The sequence below is a fragment of the Pseudoduganella buxea genome, from assembly GCF_009720835.1.
GTDB classification, from domain to species: domain Bacteria; phylum Pseudomonadota; class Gammaproteobacteria; order Burkholderiales; family Burkholderiaceae_D; genus Rugamonas; species Rugamonas buxea.
Genome location: NZ_WNKZ01000112.1, coordinates 1 through 15,843, shown reverse-complemented (window position 1 = coordinate 15,843; position 15,843 = coordinate 1). Strand labels below are relative to the sequence as shown.

Here is a 15,843-nt window from a genome sequence, read left to right as displayed (position 1 = left end):
GCCGCGCCGGTACCGCCACCGGTGCTGACCGCGCTGGCGCCCACGACCGACTTGGCGCAGGCGCGCCAGCTGGCCGACCAGGGCCATCCCGTGCAAGCGGCCGCAGCCTGCCGCGGCGTGCTGGCCCAGCAGCCCGACAATGCCGAGGCGTGGTTCCTGCTTGGCCTGCTGTCCGAAGCAACGCAGCCCGAGCAGGCCGAGGAACACCTGCGCCGCTGCATCTACCTGCAACCCGACCACTACGACGCGCTGTGCCACCTGGCGCTGCTGGCCGGCCAGCGCGGCGACGCCGGCGCGGCCGGCACGCTGAAGGCACGCGCTGCCCGCGTGTGGCGGCGCCAGCACACCACCAAGGCGACACCATGAATCCCACCGACGACGGCAGCCCTTCCCACGGCGCCGGCTGCTGGAGCCGTATCGGCGTGACGGGCGACGGCAGCTGCGAGCTGCTGACGCAGCACGCCCATTGCCGCAACTGCGGCGAATACGCCGGCGCGGCCCTGCAGAACCTGGCCCGCGCCGTGGACGACGGCTACCTGCGCGAGTGGGCCGAGCATTTCCGCGCACCGGAAACGCGCGACGAACGGCTCGACTCGTCCAGCGTCGTGTTTCGCATCGGCCGCGAGTGGCTGGCCCTGCCCACGGCGATGTTCGTGCGCATCGCGCCGCACACGACACCGCACCGGGTGCCGCATCGCGCCGCGCCGGGCCTGCGCGGCGTCGTCAACGTGGGCGGCCGGCTCTACCCCTGCGTGTCGCTGGCCGAACTGCTGGGCATCGGCGAGGACGGCGGCGAAAGCCGCCAGGGCCGCCATACCTTTGCCCGCCTGCTGCTGGTGCAGTGGGAGGAGCGGGCCTATGCGCTGCCGGTGGCGGACCTGCACGGCATCGTGCGCTACGCCGCCACGCGCGTGCTGCCCCCGGCGGCGACGATCAACAAGGGCCTGCTGCGCTACCTGACTGGCGTGCTGCCCGAACAGGACATGCGCATCGGCTGCCTGGACGCCGGCCTGGTTGGTCACCAACTTGCGAGAACCCTGCGATGAGCGAACCGGAAGACCTGAGCCAGTTTTCCATGCTGGAGCTGTTCCGCATGGAGGCCGAGGGCCAGACCCAGATCCTGACGGACGGCCTGCTCAGCCTCGAGCGCGGCAGCTCGGGTAGCACCATCGAGCCGATGATGCGCGCGGCGCACTCGATCAAGGGCGCCGCCGCCATCGTCGGCCTGGACCTGATCGTGCAGCTGGCGCACGGCATGGAAGACGCCTTCATCGCCGCCCAGCACGGCCAGCTGCGCCTGACGCCGAACCGGGTCGACGTGCTGCTGGCCGGCGTCGACCTGATCGTGCAGTGCTCGAACCTGAAGGAAGCGAACCTGCCGGCCTGGCTGGCCACCAACGAAGGCAATATCCGCAGCACGATGAACGCCATCGTCGGCATCGCCTTCCTGCCCGAGCCGGTGGAAAAGCCGGCGGCCCCCGTCCAGGTTGCGGCGCCGCCACCGCCGGTACCGGCCGAAGCGGTCGAGGCCCCACCCGCCGCGCCACCCACCGAGGAAGCGGCGCCACCAACGGAGCGCCGCGCCGGCCACACCCAGCGCGGCGCGGCCCAGGGCGACCGGCTGCTGTCGCTGGCCAGCGAAAGCCGCATCAACGCGCACCAGATGCATCCGCTGATCGAGACCATGCAGCGCTTCAAGCGCAGCCAGTCGGCATTGCTGACCGCCCTGGACGACCTGCACGAGGCGATTGCCCGCAGCGGCATTCCGGCCCTGCAGGAAAAGGCCGCGCTGGTGCTGCAGCGCAGCCAGCCGCTGAAGCAGACCACCCTGGCGCAGATCACCGACATGGAGAACTACGAGCGGCGCCTGCTGAACGTCTCGAACCAGCTGGTGGACGAAGTGCTGGCCATGCGCATGCGCCCTTTCCGCGACGGCGTACAGCATTTCCCCCGCATGGTGCGCGACCTGGCGCGCAACCTGGGCAAGGAAGTGCACCTGGAGATCCGTGGCGAGGACACGCTGGTGGACCGCGACATCCTGTCGCGCATCGAGAATCCCCTGAATCACATGCTGAGAAATGCCGTCGACCACGGCCTGGAACCACCGGCCGTGCGGGTCGCCAACGGCAAGTCACCGATGGGCACCATCGTCCTGGAGGCGCGCCACCGCGCCGGCATGCTCAATATCGAGATCGTCGACGATGGCCAGGGCGTCGACCCGCAGCGCATCCGCCGCGCCGTCGTCGAACGCAAGATGGCCACGCCGGCGATGGCCGACACGATGTCGAACGGGGAGCTGATGGAGTTCCTGTTCCTGCCCGCCTTCAGCCTGAAGGAGGACATCACGGAGATTTCCGGGCGCGGTGTCGGCCTGGACATCGTGCAGGACACCATCCGCCAGCAGAACGGCACGGTGCACGTGCAGTCGCAGCCAGGCCTGGGCTTCCATACGTCGATCACCTTGCCGCTGACGCAGTCGATCGTGCGCTCGCTGGTGGTGGACGTGCGCGGCGAGGCCTATGCCATCCCCATCGTCAAGATCGAGCGGGTCGAGCTGGTGCCGCAGGCGGCCATCCACACGCTGGAAAACAAGCAGTTCTTCGACCTGAACGGCGAGCACCTGGGCCTGGTGTCGTCGGCCCAGGTACTGGAGCTGGGCGACATGGAGCACCACGAGCTGCTGCCCGTGATCGTCATCGGCACGGGCGCGCGCCGCTACGGCCTGGTGGTCGACGCCATCCGGGGCGAACAGAGCCTGGCGGTGCAGAGCATCGACCCGATCTTCGGCAAGCTGCGCGACATCTCGTCGGCGGCCCTGCTCAACGACGGCGAACCGGTGCTGATCCTGGACGTGCCGGACCTGTTGCTGTCGATCGAGAAGCTGCTCGCCGAGGGGGGCCTGCACCAACTGGCGCGCGCCGACTCGGCAGCACGGCGTAGAATGAAACGTATCCTGGTGGTGGACGATTCGCTGACCGTGCGCGAGATGGAGCGCAAGCTCCTGACGGGGCGCGGCTTCGAGGTCGACATCGCCGTCGACGGGATCGATGGCTGGAACGTGGTACGCTCGGGCGACTACGACCTCGTCATCACGGACGTCGACATGCCGCGCATGGACGGCATCGAACTGGTCAACCTGATCAAGAAGGACATTCATTTGCACACCCTGCCGGTCATGATCGTGTCGTACAAGGACCGCCCCGAGGACCGGGCGCGCGGCTTGGCGGCCGGCGCCGACTACTACCTGACCAAGGGCAGTTTCCACGACGAGACCCTGCTCGATGCCGTGCACGACCTGGTCGGGGACGCGTCCCGATGAGGATCGGTATCGCCAACGACGTGCCGATGGCGGCCGAGGCGCTGCGCCGCGTCATCGCCGGCACGCCGCAGCACCAGGTGCTGTGGATTGCCCGCACCGGCCTGGAAGCGGTGCGCATGTGCGCCGACAACCGGCCCGACCTGGTGCTGATGGACCTGAACATGCCGGAGCTGGACGGGGTCGAGGCGACCCGCCGCATCATGGAGGAGTCGCCCTGCGCCATCCTGGTGGTGACGGGGCGGCCGCAGGACAGCGTCAACCAGGTCTTCCGCGCCCTGGGCGCCGGCGCGCTGGACGTGACGGCCACGCCGATGCTGGCCGGCCAGGCCGAGGGCGGTGGCCAGCTGCTGGCCAAGCTGCGCACGATGGAAAAACTGATCCGCCACAGCGGCGGCAACCAGGCCATGTCGCCGCGCATGCCGGTGCAGGCCAGCAGCGAGCGGCGCGATGCCGCCGTGCAGACGCTGGTGGCGATCGGCGCCTCCACGGGCGGCCCTGTCGCGGTGGCCAAGATCCTGGCCGGCTGGCACCCGCCGCCTGACTGCGCCATCGTCGTCGTGCAGCACATCGACGAGAACTTCGCCGACCATTTCGTCAAATGGCTGAGCGAACAGCTGGTGATGCCGGCCCGCGCCATCGAGCATGGCGACGCCCTGATCCCCGGCACGGTGATGATCGCCAAGAGCAATGACCATCTGGTACTGGATGAAAAATTGCAGTTGGGGTACGATGCGGTGCCAAGGGAGTATGCCTACCGGCCGTCGGTCGACGTGTTCTTCCGCTGCGTGGCACAGCATTGGCGCGGCGACGCCATCGGCATCCTGCTGACCGGCATGGGCCGCGACGGCGCCGAGGGCCTGCTGGCCATGCGGCGCGCGGGCAAGACGACGGTGGCGCAGGACCAGGCCACCAGCGCCGTGTACGGCATGCCGCGCGCGGCGGCCGAACTCGATGCGGCGCAGCTGACCTTGCCGCTGCAAAAAATCGGTCCCTTCCTGCGCGGTAGTGTCGGCGGCAGGAGCTGAAGGCCCGGCAGCCCATTCACGCGCGCACCCGCGCGCGGTTTTACGATCAACGGATCGACGTGGCACCGCCCAGGGCGGCCATCGGCACAGGCGTGCGGGGGCCGCACGGGCGCGCCGCGCGATCGAACCAGAGAGCGCCGATGTCGCAGGTAATCTCCGCAACCGCGGAACAGGAACCGACCTTCACCACCTTCAAGGTGCGGGTATTGCTGGTGGATGACCAGCTGCTCGTCGTCGAGGCGGTGCGGCGCATGCTGGCCGACCAGCTTGACATCGAATTCCATTTCGTAACCGACCCCATGCAGGCGCTGGACTGCGCGCTGCGGCTGCAACCCACCATCATCCTGCAGGACCTGGTGATGCCGAACGTGGACGGCTTCGACCTGATCCGCCAGTACCGCGACAACCCGAAGCTGCTGCACGTGCCCGTCATCGTGCTGTCGGCCAAGGAAGAGCCGAAGATGAAGGCGCACGGCTTCGCCGTCGGCGCCAACGACTACCTGGTCAAGCTGCCCGACCGCCTCGAACTGCTGGCGCGCGTGCGCTATCACTCGGGCGCCTACATCAGCCGCCTGCAGCGCGACGAGGCCTTCCACTTCCTGCGCGAGAGCCAGAAGAACCTGGCCGACGCCAATATCGAACTGCAGAAGCTGGCCGCGCTGGACAGCCTGACGGGCATCGCCAACCGGCGCCGCTTCGATGAAACGCTGCACCAGGAATGGCAGCGGGGCCAGCGCCAGCGCCGCCCCTTGTCGCTGTTGATGTGCGATATCGACTGCTTCAAGCTGTATAACGACACCTTCGGCCACCTGGCGGGCGATTTGTGCCTGAAGAAGGCGGCGGCCGTGCTGACGGCCTGCCTGAAGCGCCCGGCCGACGTGGCGGCCCGCTATGGCGGCGAGGAATTCGCCATCATCCTGCCCGACACGGACGCGGCCGGCGCGCGCAAGGTGGCCGAGCATTGCCTGCAACAGCTGCATGCGATGGCGATGGAGCACCCGCACTCGCCGCACCAGGTGGTGACGATGTCGATCGGCATGGCGACCTTCGTGCCGGGACCGGAAACGCAGGAACGCGATATGGTGGAGAGTGCCGACCGGGCCCTGTACGTGGCCAAGAACGACGGCCGGCACCGCGCCGTCAGCTTTGAAGACATCGGCCCGGCATAGTCGTGGTCACTCACGGAGTGCATAAGTCCGACGAGGATCAATGCAATCGTCGACGAACTGGTGATTCGCCACGCTAGACGAAGACGGGCTCGGGCTCCAGGCGCACGCCATAGCGCGCCTCGACGTCCGCCTGGATCGCTGCCGCGAGGCGCTGCACATCGGCGCCGGTGGCACCGCCATTGTTGACCAGCACGAGGGCCTGCTTCGGATAGACGCCGGCCGCACCCAGGGTGCGCCCCTTCCAGCCGCACTGGTCGATCAGCCAGCCGGCAGCCAGCTTCTCGCTGCCGTCGGCCTGGCGGTGGTGGACCAAGGCGGGAAAGCGCGCCAGCAGCGCCGCGCACTGTTCGGCCGTGACGACGGGATTCTTGAAGAAGCTGCCGGCGTTGCCGATCACGGCCGGATCGGGCAGCTTGCGCCGGCGTACGGCGATGACGGCATCGGCCACCTGGCGTGCCGTCGGTGCCGTGATGCCCTGCTCCTGCAGCGCCCCGGCCAGCTCCCCATACTGCAGGTTCGGCTGCCACGCGCGGGGCAGCGCGAACGTGACGTCCGTGATGATCAGGTGGCGCCCGTCGGGCTGCTTGAAGATGCTGTCGCGGTAGCCGAAACGGCAGGCGGCCCGGTCCATCGTCACCAGCATGTTCGTCGCCGGGTCGAGCACCGTCAGGTTGTGGAACACGTCCTTCGTCTCGAGCCCGTAGGCGCCGATATTCTGAATCGGCGCGGCCCCGACGGTGCCGGGAATCAGGGCCAGGTTTTCCAGCCCGCCCAGGCCCTGGGCCAGGGTCCACTGCACGAATTCATGCCAGTTTTCGCCGGCGGCGGCGCGCACGTGCACGTGCGTCGCGTCGCCCGGCAGGATTTCCTTGCCCAAGTTGCCCATGTGCAGCACCAGTGCATCGACATCGCGCGTGAGCAGCAGGTTGCTGCCGCCGCCGATGACGAGGCGGGGCATGGCCGCGCGTGCCGGGTCTGCGAGCGCCGCCTGCAGCTGGGCCGTGGACGTGATGCGGAGGTAATCGCGGGCGCGTGCTTCGATACCGAAAGTGTTGAAGGAACGCAGGGAAATATCGTGCTGGAGGACGGGTTCGGAATGCATGGCTGGCTGAGTAATTTGCTCGATTATAGAGGGAACGACACAAAAACGACCGAGCGTTCGCACCGATACCCGTTAAAATGTCGCATCTTTGCGCGAGCGATGCACGCCCGCGCGATCACGGTATGTATGCAATGATGAGAGGAAAAAGAATATGCCATCGTTTGACGTAGTTTCCGAAGCCGATATGATCGAAGTGCGCAATGCCGTCGACCAGTCCAACAAGGAAATCACCACGCGTTTCGACTTCAAGGGCAGCGATGCGCGCGTCGAGCAGAAGGAAAACGAACTGACGGCCTTTGCCGATTCCGATTTCCAGCTCAGCCAGGTCCGCGACGTGCTGACCAACAAGCTGGCCAAGCGCAAGGTCGACGTGCGCTTCCTCGACGAAGGCAAGATCGAGAAGATCGGCGGCGACAAGGTCAAGCAGGTCATCAAGGTCAAGAACGGCCTGGACACGGATACCTCCAAGAAGATCACGAAGATCATCAAGGAAAGCAAGATGAAGGTGCAGGCCAGCATCCAGGGCGAATCGGTGCGCGTCACCGGTGCCAAGCGCGACGACCTGCAGGCTGCGATGGCGCTGCTGCGCAAGGAAGTGGCCGACACCCCGCTGGAGTTCAACAACTTCCGCGATTGAACGCATGTTTGCACGGCTTTGATTCAGGTAGCCCGGCATGGACGCGATGGTTCGCGAGTTTCTTCATCGTCGCATATCGGGCGCGCACCCAGTAGTCTAAGGATAGCAATGAAACGAGTTGATGATTTTCGCCTGCGGTTCGGCGACAAAGAGTACGTTCCCATCATGATCGGCGGAATGGGCGTGGACATCTCCACTTCCGAACTGGCGCTGGAAGCGGCGCGCCTGGGCGGCATCGGCCATATCTCGGACGCGATGGTGGAAGACGTGTCGGACCGGCGCTTCGATACCACCTTCGTCAAGGACAAGACCAGGCTCTACAAGTTCAACATCAATAATATGGACAAGGCCGTGGTGCAGTTCGACCTGGGCCGCCTGGCCGAGGCGCAGCGCCTGCATATCGGCCGCACGATGGAAGCGAAAAAAGGGCCCGGCCTGATCTTCGTGAACTGCATGGAAAAGCTGACGATGAACGGCCCCCGCGAAACGCTGCGGGTGCGCCTGAACGCGGCGCTGGACGCGGGCATCGACGGCATCACCCTGTCGGCCGGCCTGCACTTCAATTCCTTCGGGCTGATGGCCGACCATCCCCGTTTCCGCGATGCCAAGCTGGGCATCATCGTCTCGTCCGTACGGGCACTGCAGATCTTCCTGCGCAAGAACCAGAAGCTGGACCGGCTGCCGGATTACGTGATCGTCGAAGGCCCGCTGGCCGGCGGCCACCTGGGCTTCGGCATGGACGACTGGCAGAACTACGACCTGGCAACGATCACGGCCGAAGTGCTGGCCTACCTGAAGAATGAAGGCCTGGACATCCCCGTCATCGCCGCCGGCGGCGTGTTCACGGGCAGCGATGCCGTGTCGCTGATGGAAATCGGCGCGGCCGGCGTGCAGGTCGCCACGCGCTTCACCATCACAAAAGAGTGCGGCCTGCCGGACAAGGTCAAGCAGGAATACGTGCGCGCCACCGAGGACGATATCGTCGTCAACGGCATCTCGCCGACGGGCTACCCGATGCGCATGCTGAAAAGCACGCCCGCCATCGGCACCAACACCCGCCCCGGCTGCGAATCCTATGGCTACCTGCTGGACGCCACGGGCAACTGCGCCTACATCAACTCGTACAACCGCGAAGTGCTGGCCAACGGCGGCAGCGACAAGGGCATCAAGGTGATGGACAAGACGTGCCTGTGCACGCACATGCGCAACTTCAACTGCTGGACCTGCGGCCACTACACCTACCGCCTGAAGGACACGACGCACAAGCTGGCCAACGGCGACTATCAGCTGTTGACGGCCGAGCACGTGTTCCAGGACTACCAGTTCAGCACGGACAACCGCATCGCCCTGCCACCGAAGGACGAGGCCGAAGCGGCCTGATCCCCTCGTCGCGGGACAGAACGGCGCAGCCCGCATGGCCTGCGCCGTTTTTACGCCGGCGCCTCATCCGCTGTCACCGCGGCAGCACAGCGGTACCGCATGAACTTAAGCCTTGCCTGGCGAACACGCTGACCCGCTCGGCCGGCAATCAGCAAGAGCAGTCCTGCGAAGAGCATGGACCAAGCATGGGGCTCGGGAATAATGGTGGCGAACATCGCGTCGATTCCGCTGCCAAAACCGGTTCCGTAAAACCAGTCAGAACCGTGCCTGTTGTCAACGGTGTGGATCAGGGGCAGGGTACCCGTGCTGGACGATTCGCCGGATGCCCACCACGTCTGTCCGGGTCCGTGCGTGCTGCCCGCGTGTGCGACTACCCTGTACGGCAACATCGACGGATTGTCGACCAGAACGCTGATCTCCAGCAGGGCAGAAATAGTCACCAATGAACGTGCCGGGATCGCCACGGCCGGCATGTAATAACCCATGGTAGCGCGCATGATGCTGCCTTGTGGCAATGAATCGACTGCAAGATGGCCGCCGACGGCAAGGTTTGTCTCGGCATCGACGGCGCGGGCCGATGCCCAACTGGCACCGGATGACGAAAACATGTCGATCGGGTATGGCAAATCGCTGGCGCCAAAAAAACTATGACTATCTGTGGCATAGGGCGACTGCCACACTTCCGTGCCGAGGTAGATCGTCGTGAGCGGCAAAGTGTACTGCAGCGACCCGCCGTTCGGTCGTTCGACGTGGACCGTGGCCAGACTCAAGGAAGCCGCAACATCCAGCGTCTGTGCCTGGCCCATCAAAGGGACGAGAGACAACATCATGGCGGCGAACCGGGACACGACGATGCGCCGGGCATTCGCCCGCCACTTTCGACGGCAGCTCCAGCCCGCGACGACAAGGCCGCCTGTTGCCAGCATCGGCAGCGATCGGGGTTCCGGCACATGCGGCACGATTGCCGGACTCAAGGTGGCTGCAGCGCGGCTGCCAAAGGCTGCGATAAAAGGAAGCGGCTCGGTGGAAGTGTTCGTGATCGACAATTCGAGTACGCCATCATCGGCACCGGAGTTCTGTGACGACTGCGGCAGAGTCCAGATTGCCTGTTGCGCACCGTAATCGATGTACAAATTCGAGCTGAGTTGCAACGCGAAATCATCGCGTCCACCGTCAGTCTCATACATGCCGGAGACATGCGCCGACATGGTCAGTGTGGTGCGAGGGCTGAGCAAGTAATGTGTTTCGGTGGACGCAAACGAGACCACCTCCCAGTTGCTGCCATAGCGGGCCGATGGCTCCAGCATGATCTCGATGCTGCCCCGTAGCGTGCTGTCCACGATTTGTCCGGTGCTGAAACTGGTCAGGAAGCGGGTTTCCTGGGCAAGTGAAAACCGGCTGGGGGCGTACAACCAACCGCTGCTGCTTTGCCAGAACATCTGCGGCAGATCGAGGATTCCCAATACGTGCGGGGCTCGCCTGACTTCCTGCAACGACGCCGCACGTCCTGGATCAAGGGCTGTGAGTTCCGTTTCCACGCCTTCCGTCCAAATACGCGCTCTTACCATATTGGCCGTTGCAGTCGTTGCCGCCGCTGTCAATAGCAGGGCCAACACGACCCGCATCCGATTTGCACAGCCGTTCCCGCCTTCATTGCGCATGACTTGCTCCTCGATCAGGGATCAATCGACAGACCGGATAAGCGCTTCGTGCGCGCAGCCTGTCCTACTCAGCATAGGTCGGCGTTATCGAAACCGCAAACCCGCGGATATGGGTGTTGCGAGGCGCTGACGGTGAGGTCCATCGAGCGCGGTTCCCCCGGTGGCGGTACTTTGCCCGCAGCGCTGTCGTTGTCATTTGTGCGCTGTCATTTTGCCAATTTATGTACAGTGGGAAAACTTCAGCTCAACAACAACAAGGAGAATCTTATGCATAAAGCGATGATGAAGCTGGGGGCCATCGCTGCCTTCGCGCTGATAGCCGGCTGCCAGACGGCACCGCAGCAAGGCCAGCCGCAGCAGGACGAAACGCCGCCGCCGGCCAACCCGGCCTTTGCCGGCGAAATGAACAAGTTCAATGCCCAATTCCCCAACGACAAGGCCACCAGGTACGAGGATGTGTCGATCCGCTTCAACAACGAGAAGAAGCTGGACGAAAAAGGCAACTGCCACGACAAGTCGAAGTACCCCGTCACCATCGTGCTGACGCTCGATGCCGAAGGCCGGGTGACGGATTCCGTCACGGACGTGTCGAACGCCAAGGCCGAATGCTTCCGCAAGGCCTACGCCGGCGTACAGTTCCCGAAACCACCGATGGCACCGTATCGCAAGCCACTGCAGCTGCGCTGATTCCTGCCCGCCCCCGGGGCGCTCAACGTCGGAGGCGGGCAGGGGCGCCTGCACAGGAGGCGACGGCATGCAAGCCATCGCCTCTGCAGTCAGGGATGTCGCCTCGGGCCCTGCCGAGCAAGGTGCCGAGGCGTGCGAATATTGCCGAAACTCTGGTGTCAGACACGAATTTTTTAGCAATTATTCCTGCTGTTTGAAAGTGATGATCCCGATTGCCGGCTATTCATCGCGCAATGCGAAGTGGATACTGTTTCCATTCCAACCACTTCGAAAGCTCATCATGATCTCGTCCCCTCACCTTCAAGGCAAGATCGCGCTCGTCACCGGGGGCGCGCGCGGCATCGGTGCGGCCATCGTGCGGCGGCTCGTTACCGATGGTGCCACCGTTGCGTTCACCTACCAGCAGTCGCACGATGCGGCGCAGGTACTGGCCGGCGAACTGGAAGCGGGTGGCGGCCGCGTGCTGGCGCTGCAGGCCGATGCGGCCGATGCCGATGCGGTCGCGGGCGCTGTCGACACCGTCGTGAAACGCTTCGGCCGTATCGACATCCTCGTCAACAACGCCGGTATTGGACGCCTGGGAACCATCGACACGGCAACCCTGGACGACTTCGATGCCACCATGGCCGTCAATGTGCGGGGCGTGTTCGTGGCGATCAAGGCGGCCGTCCCGCACATGCCGGCCGGCGGCCGGATCATCAATCTGGGCAGCACCAACGCGGAACGGATACCGTTCGCGGGCGCGGCCATCTATGCGATGAGCAAATCGGCCCTGAAAGGACTGGTGCAGGGCCTGGCCCATGACCTGGGGCCACGGGGCATCACCATCAATAATGTGCAACCGGGGCCCGTCGATACGGACATGAACCCGGGCCAGGGAGACTTTGCGACCAAGCAGCACGGATACATGGCGGTGCAGCGTCATGCCGAGGGCCGCGAGATCGCCGCGATGGTGGCCTACCTGGCCGGCCCCGACACGGGCTTCATCACCGGCGCCGGCCTGAATATCGACGGCGGCTTCGCGGCCTAGGGCTGTGGTGCCGGCTCCGGAACGGGCGGCGCCGCTTGCACCGGCAACCGCGCGCCCGGATACAGGCGTCCCAGCACGTGCGCCGTGACATTGGTCAGCAGCTCGACGGCGGGGGCGATGTCGCCGTCCTCGCGCAGTGCCGGCCACAGCTTGCGGACCGCGTCCTCATGCAGCGCGATGGCCTGCTCGACTTCCTCCTGCCAGAACGGCGGCGCTTCGCTCTCGACGAAGTTGCCGCGGCCGCGGCCGAAATGGGCCACGGCCAGGTAGCGCAGCACGCCCGAGACGAGCAAGGTGCGCAGGAACTCGTCGGACAAGGTGATGGCCGGATGCTGCCGGTCCGTGCCGGCATTGAAGCCCCAGGCGGCGCCGGCGAAGGTCAGCGCGCCGATCACGCCTCCCAGCAACGCGCCCGTGCCGAGCGTCAGGCCGCCGGCGGCGAGGTCGGCCGACAGGCCCGTGGCCGCGCCGGAGACGATGGCCCCCAGCAGTGCGGCCTGCGCCTTCTCGACGGGCGCGCGGACGGTGAAGTTGTTGCTGACGCGGGCGTTGATCTTCGGCGCCTCGCTGGCGTCCAGGCCGTGCAGGGCCAGCAGGGACACCGTGGTCTGGCCGATGCCCAGGTTCAGGCGCGCCACCAGCGTGTTCATGGCCCGTTCCTGCCGCTTGCGCTCGTCACCCTTGCCGACACCGACCAGTTTCATTGCCGATGCCAGCACGCCCTGCTCGACTTTCTCGACCAGCTGGCGGTCGCGGCAAGCGTCCAGCAGCTGTTGGGCCGTCACGGCCATGGACTGGTGGAAGCGGCGCGTGTTGTTTTCTTCCCAGACGGCGCGCAGGCGCGCATAGGACGCCGTTTTTCCGGCCGGCAGCAGGGCCGCGATAGCGTCGTAGAAGACGGCTTCGTGCACCCAGCAGCGGGCAAAAGCGTCCAGCGGCAGCACGTCGCGCACGGCGGGGAACTGGCGCAGGTGGGCACGCCAGCGGCCCTGCTCCGCCTGTTCCTCGTGGCCCGGGCGCGGTGGGCCCATCTGGTTCAGCAGCACGAGAACGGGTTTCTCCACCCATTCCAGGATCTTCATTTCCGACGGCAGGTAGCCGGCATCTTCCGGGCGTTCGGTCGAATTGACCAGGTAGAGGACGACGTCGGCATTGTCGCGTGCGGCGCGCAAGGCCTGCTGGCTGAGCCAGAATGGCCGGTCGCGGTAGCGGTCCAGCACCTCGCGCAGGAACCAGCCGATGGGATTGCCGGCCATGGCCAGGCGCTTCATCAGCCGCACCGAGTCGCCGAAGCCAGGCGTATCCCACAGCAGCAGGCGGTCGCCCTGTGGGGTGGCCAGCAACGGGTGGGATTCGGCCAGCGCCGTTACGTGCGCCGCGTCGCGCACCTCGCCGACGTCAACACCGAGCAGGGTGCGCGCCAGTGTCGTCTTGCCGTTGTTCGTGTGCGAGATCAGTGCGAGCTGGATGGCGCTGCTCGATCCGTCGTCGATGGGTTCCTTCATGCGCCCTCCTGCGTCGGCGCGGGCGCCAACAGGTTGACGATGGTGGGTTCGGCGCCGTGGAAGATGCAGAATTCGCGCCACAGTTCGATACGCTCGCGCAGCCGCTGGGGGTCCGTGGTGCGGGCCAGGAAGGCCGAGTCGTCGATCAGCACCGTCACCGGGCGGGCTGCCGCCTTGACCATCGCGGCCAGGAAGGCGCCATGGTTTTCCTTCTCCGGCGTGGCGGCGAGGTTGAACAGCACGGCCGTGATGGTGGCGGCGGGATCGCGTGCATCGGCCTTGTCCAGCACCTGGGCCGGCTCGGTGCCGTAGGCCAGCGACGGCGCCAGCTGGACCCGGGCGCGTTCACCCAGCAGGGTCGCCGCGACACACTCCAGCCCCTGGCTGCGCGCCTCGTCGAGCGTGAAGCTGTAGGGCAGCACACGCAGCAGGCCCGGTTCGCCGCCGGCCGTGTCGCTCAGCTGGCGGAAATAAGGTTGTTGCGTGTCGAGGGGGAAGCGGCGCGCCAGCCAGCTTGCGCGCGTGCCTGCGATCAGCGCGAACAGCAGCCGGGGCACGACGACCAGCAACAGCAAGGTAGCCCCATACAGATGCACCCAGCGCGCGCCACCAGCCGCGGCGGCCGCGCCCTGACCCACGCTGAAATGCAGCGCCTCGATATCGGCCAAGGTGAAGCCCTGCAGGGGAAACAGCGTCAGCACGGGCCAGAACAGCAGCGACAGTATCTGGTGCACCTGGCCCGCATCGAGGAAGGTACTTTCCCAGCCGGCGCCATATTGCGACAGCACGCCACGCGCATACAGCGACCCCAGGGCGCCAAGAGCGAACATGGCCGCGCTCAGGTGGATCGTGCGCGACAGCCGTGCAGCATTGAGCTTCGCGCTCAGCTGCGCCCATTCGGCCATGAAGGCGAACAGGCCGGCAGACAGGGCATGGGGCATCTTGCGCGGCATTGCCGCCGAACCAACGCTGAGGCGCCGGACCCAGGCCGCACGCACCCGCGTCATGCCCGCTTTCGGAATGCACAGCCATATCAGCATGACGACGTAGACCAGCAGGTTCCAGCCGATGATGGCCAGCAGGGGTGCGGACAACAGGTCGACACGGTGGGGGTCGGTGATGCGGTCCAGTCCCGCCCCCAGCGCGAGAGCGAGCAGCGGCAGCAGCCAGCTCAAGCCATGCAGGCCCGTACTGCGGCGCGCGAAACTGGCGAAGGCGGGATGCCGCTGCGAAAGCTTCTTGATGATCTGTTCCGAGCGCTGTTGCAGGAAGTGATCCGAGGTGGCGGGCGAGCCCGTCTCGGATGCCTGCCACTGCGCCAGTTCGCGCGCCGTCCGGTTGGCATAACGACGGTCGTCGTCGCTGAGGATTTCGTGTTTCGTATCGGTGGTTTCGATGGCTTTCACCAGCACCACTTCCCTGGCCAGCTGTTCGTTCATGCCGCTCCTTATTGTGGAAGTGACATTGTACAGCCGGCACCCGGCAGCCGCGCTTACGCGCGGGCAGCAGTGCGGGGCACATGGGTACTCGGGCGCCTCGCAGGCGCCTTATGAGCGATGGCGGGGGCTCGTACCGGGAGGCTGCTCAGTTGCCGAATGGACGGCTAGTCACCGCCGCGGTTGCGTCCCGAATCATAGCGGGCCTGCTTGCCGTCAACCGTGTCGTCGTAGCGGGCGCGCTTGCCGCCCCCGTCCGCCTTGCCCTGCCGTTGCGCATTGTCGGCACGGCCGGACTGGCGCGAGCCTGGCGCTGTGCCGGGCGTGTCCTTGCCATCGGCAGCACCGCCCTTGCTGCCACCCGAGCCATTCTCCTGGCCGCTTTTGGTGTCCGTATCCATGGTCCCCTCCCGTCTTCCATGCCTGCAGCTCGTGCTGCTGTTGACCATGGTGCTCGCGGGCTGAGCCCAGTTCTATAGGAGCAAGCCCCGTCCAGATGTAGGACGAGGCTTGCTCTCACGGGTCACTTCGTGGCTGTATGGCACGCGCAGTCCGGCCGTTCAGCAGAACGGGCGCAGATCCAGGCTATGCGGGGCTGGCGATGGAGCAGCCATCAATGCAAAAATCGCCCAACAGCACGCGCCATTCGGAGCGAAGGCAGGCCATGCCTGGCTGGGCAAAGCCACCAATGCAAAACCCCCCCGCCCAGATCACTGGACGGGGGGCAAAGCCAGGCAATGCCTGACTGGCGATTGAGTACTCGGAAATGCAAAAAACCCCTGCTGGCGTTAGCCAACAGGGGTTTCTCTATATAACAGCCTGACGATAACCTACTTTCACACTGGTTGCAGCACTATCATCGGCGCAAAGTCGTTTCACGGTCCTGTTCGGG

At 65.7% G+C, this 15,843-nt stretch carries 14 protein-coding genes; 9 read left to right on the top strand and 5 right to left on the bottom strand.

Features of this window, described 5'->3' with window-relative positions:
* The 5 genes from GM672_RS24520 to GM672_RS24500 all read left to right on the top strand — a co-directional run.
* Window positions 1-366: tetratricopeptide repeat protein (locus GM672_RS24520; RefSeq protein ID WP_155473151.1), on the top strand; the 366-nt coding region annotated here is incomplete at its 5' end.
* On the top strand, window positions 363-1,046 hold the full coding sequence (locus GM672_RS24515) for a chemotaxis protein CheW (RefSeq protein WP_155473150.1): 684 nt from the start codon (window positions 363-365) through the stop codon (window positions 1,044-1,046). The genes GM672_RS24520 and GM672_RS24515, both read left to right, overlap by 4 nt.
* Window positions 1,043-3,319 (top strand): hybrid sensor histidine kinase/response regulator, encoded by a 2,277-nt coding sequence (locus GM672_RS24510; protein ID WP_155473149.1) that lies wholly within the window; start codon window positions 1,043-1,045, stop codon window positions 3,317-3,319. Before GM672_RS24515 ends, GM672_RS24510 begins: the two co-directional genes overlap by 4 nt.
* Window positions 3,316-4,344, top strand: a complete 1,029-nt coding sequence (gene cheB / locus GM672_RS24505) for a chemotaxis-specific protein-glutamate methyltransferase CheB (protein WP_155473148.1) — start codon at window positions 3,316-3,318, stop codon at window positions 4,342-4,344. Before GM672_RS24510 ends, cheB begins: the two co-directional genes overlap by 4 nt.
* Before the next feature lie 140 nt (window positions 4,345-4,484).
* On the top strand, window positions 4,485-5,513 hold the full coding sequence (locus tag GM672_RS24500; protein ID WP_155473147.1) for a diguanylate cyclase domain-containing protein: 1,029 nt from the start codon (window positions 4,485-4,487) through the stop codon (window positions 5,511-5,513).
* 73 nt (window positions 5,514-5,586) lie between these two features.
* On the opposite strand, the gene murB is transcribed toward GM672_RS24500, so the two are convergent.
* Window positions 5,587-6,615 (bottom strand): UDP-N-acetylmuramate dehydrogenase, encoded by a 1,029-nt coding sequence (gene murB, locus GM672_RS24495; protein ID WP_155473146.1) that lies wholly within the window; start codon window positions 6,613-6,615, stop codon window positions 5,587-5,589.
* Between the two features lie 151 nt (window positions 6,616-6,766).
* On the opposite strand from murB, the gene GM672_RS24490 reads away from it, so the two are divergent.
* Window positions 6,767-7,252: a YajQ family cyclic di-GMP-binding protein gene (locus GM672_RS24490; RefSeq protein ID WP_155473145.1), complete on the top strand. Its 486-nt coding sequence runs from the start codon at window positions 6,767-6,769 to the stop codon at window positions 7,250-7,252.
* A 108-nt stretch (window positions 7,253-7,360) separates the two neighbouring features.
* Window positions 7,361-8,632, top strand: a complete 1,272-nt coding sequence (locus GM672_RS24485; RefSeq protein ID WP_155473144.1) for a nitronate monooxygenase — start codon at window positions 7,361-7,363, stop codon at window positions 8,630-8,632.
* A gap of 50 nt (window positions 8,633-8,682) precedes the next feature.
* Here the strand turns inward: GM672_RS24485 and GM672_RS24480 are convergent, their stop codons facing one another.
* Window positions 8,683-10,293 (bottom strand): PEP-CTERM sorting domain-containing protein, encoded by a 1,611-nt coding sequence (locus GM672_RS24480; protein WP_155473143.1) that lies wholly within the window; start codon window positions 10,291-10,293, stop codon window positions 8,683-8,685.
* Window positions 10,294-10,560: 267 nt separating this feature from the next.
* Here GM672_RS24480 and GM672_RS24475 point away from each other — a divergent pair, with 267 nt between their 5' ends.
* Window positions 10,561-10,980, top strand: a complete 420-nt coding sequence (locus GM672_RS24475; protein ID WP_155473142.1) for a hypothetical protein — start codon at window positions 10,561-10,563, stop codon at window positions 10,978-10,980.
* A 280-nt stretch (window positions 10,981-11,260) separates the two neighbouring features.
* Window positions 11,261-12,010 (top strand): SDR family oxidoreductase, encoded by a 750-nt coding sequence (locus tag GM672_RS24470; RefSeq protein WP_155473141.1) that lies wholly within the window; start codon window positions 11,261-11,263, stop codon window positions 12,008-12,010.
* Here the strand turns inward: GM672_RS24470 and GM672_RS24465 are convergent.
* The 3 genes from GM672_RS24465 to GM672_RS24455 form a co-directional block, all read right to left on the bottom strand.
* Complete coding sequence (locus GM672_RS24465) at window positions 12,007-13,515, bottom strand: DUF3482 domain-containing protein (RefSeq protein ID WP_155473140.1); 1,509 nt, start codon at window positions 13,513-13,515, stop codon at window positions 12,007-12,009. The genes GM672_RS24470 and GM672_RS24465 overlap by 4 nt on opposite strands.
* The gene (locus GM672_RS24460; protein ID WP_155473139.1) at window positions 13,512-14,954 is read right to left on the bottom strand and encodes a DUF2868 domain-containing protein; all 1,443 of its coding nucleotides are present in this window, start codon (window positions 14,952-14,954) and stop codon (window positions 13,512-13,514) included. Before GM672_RS24460 ends, GM672_RS24465 begins: the two co-directional genes overlap by 4 nt.
* Before the next feature lie 164 nt (window positions 14,955-15,118).
* On the bottom strand, window positions 15,119-15,352 hold the full coding sequence (locus GM672_RS24455) for a hypothetical protein (protein ID WP_155473138.1): 234 nt from the start codon (window positions 15,350-15,352) through the stop codon (window positions 15,119-15,121).
* Window positions 15,353-15,843 lie beyond the last annotated feature (491 nt).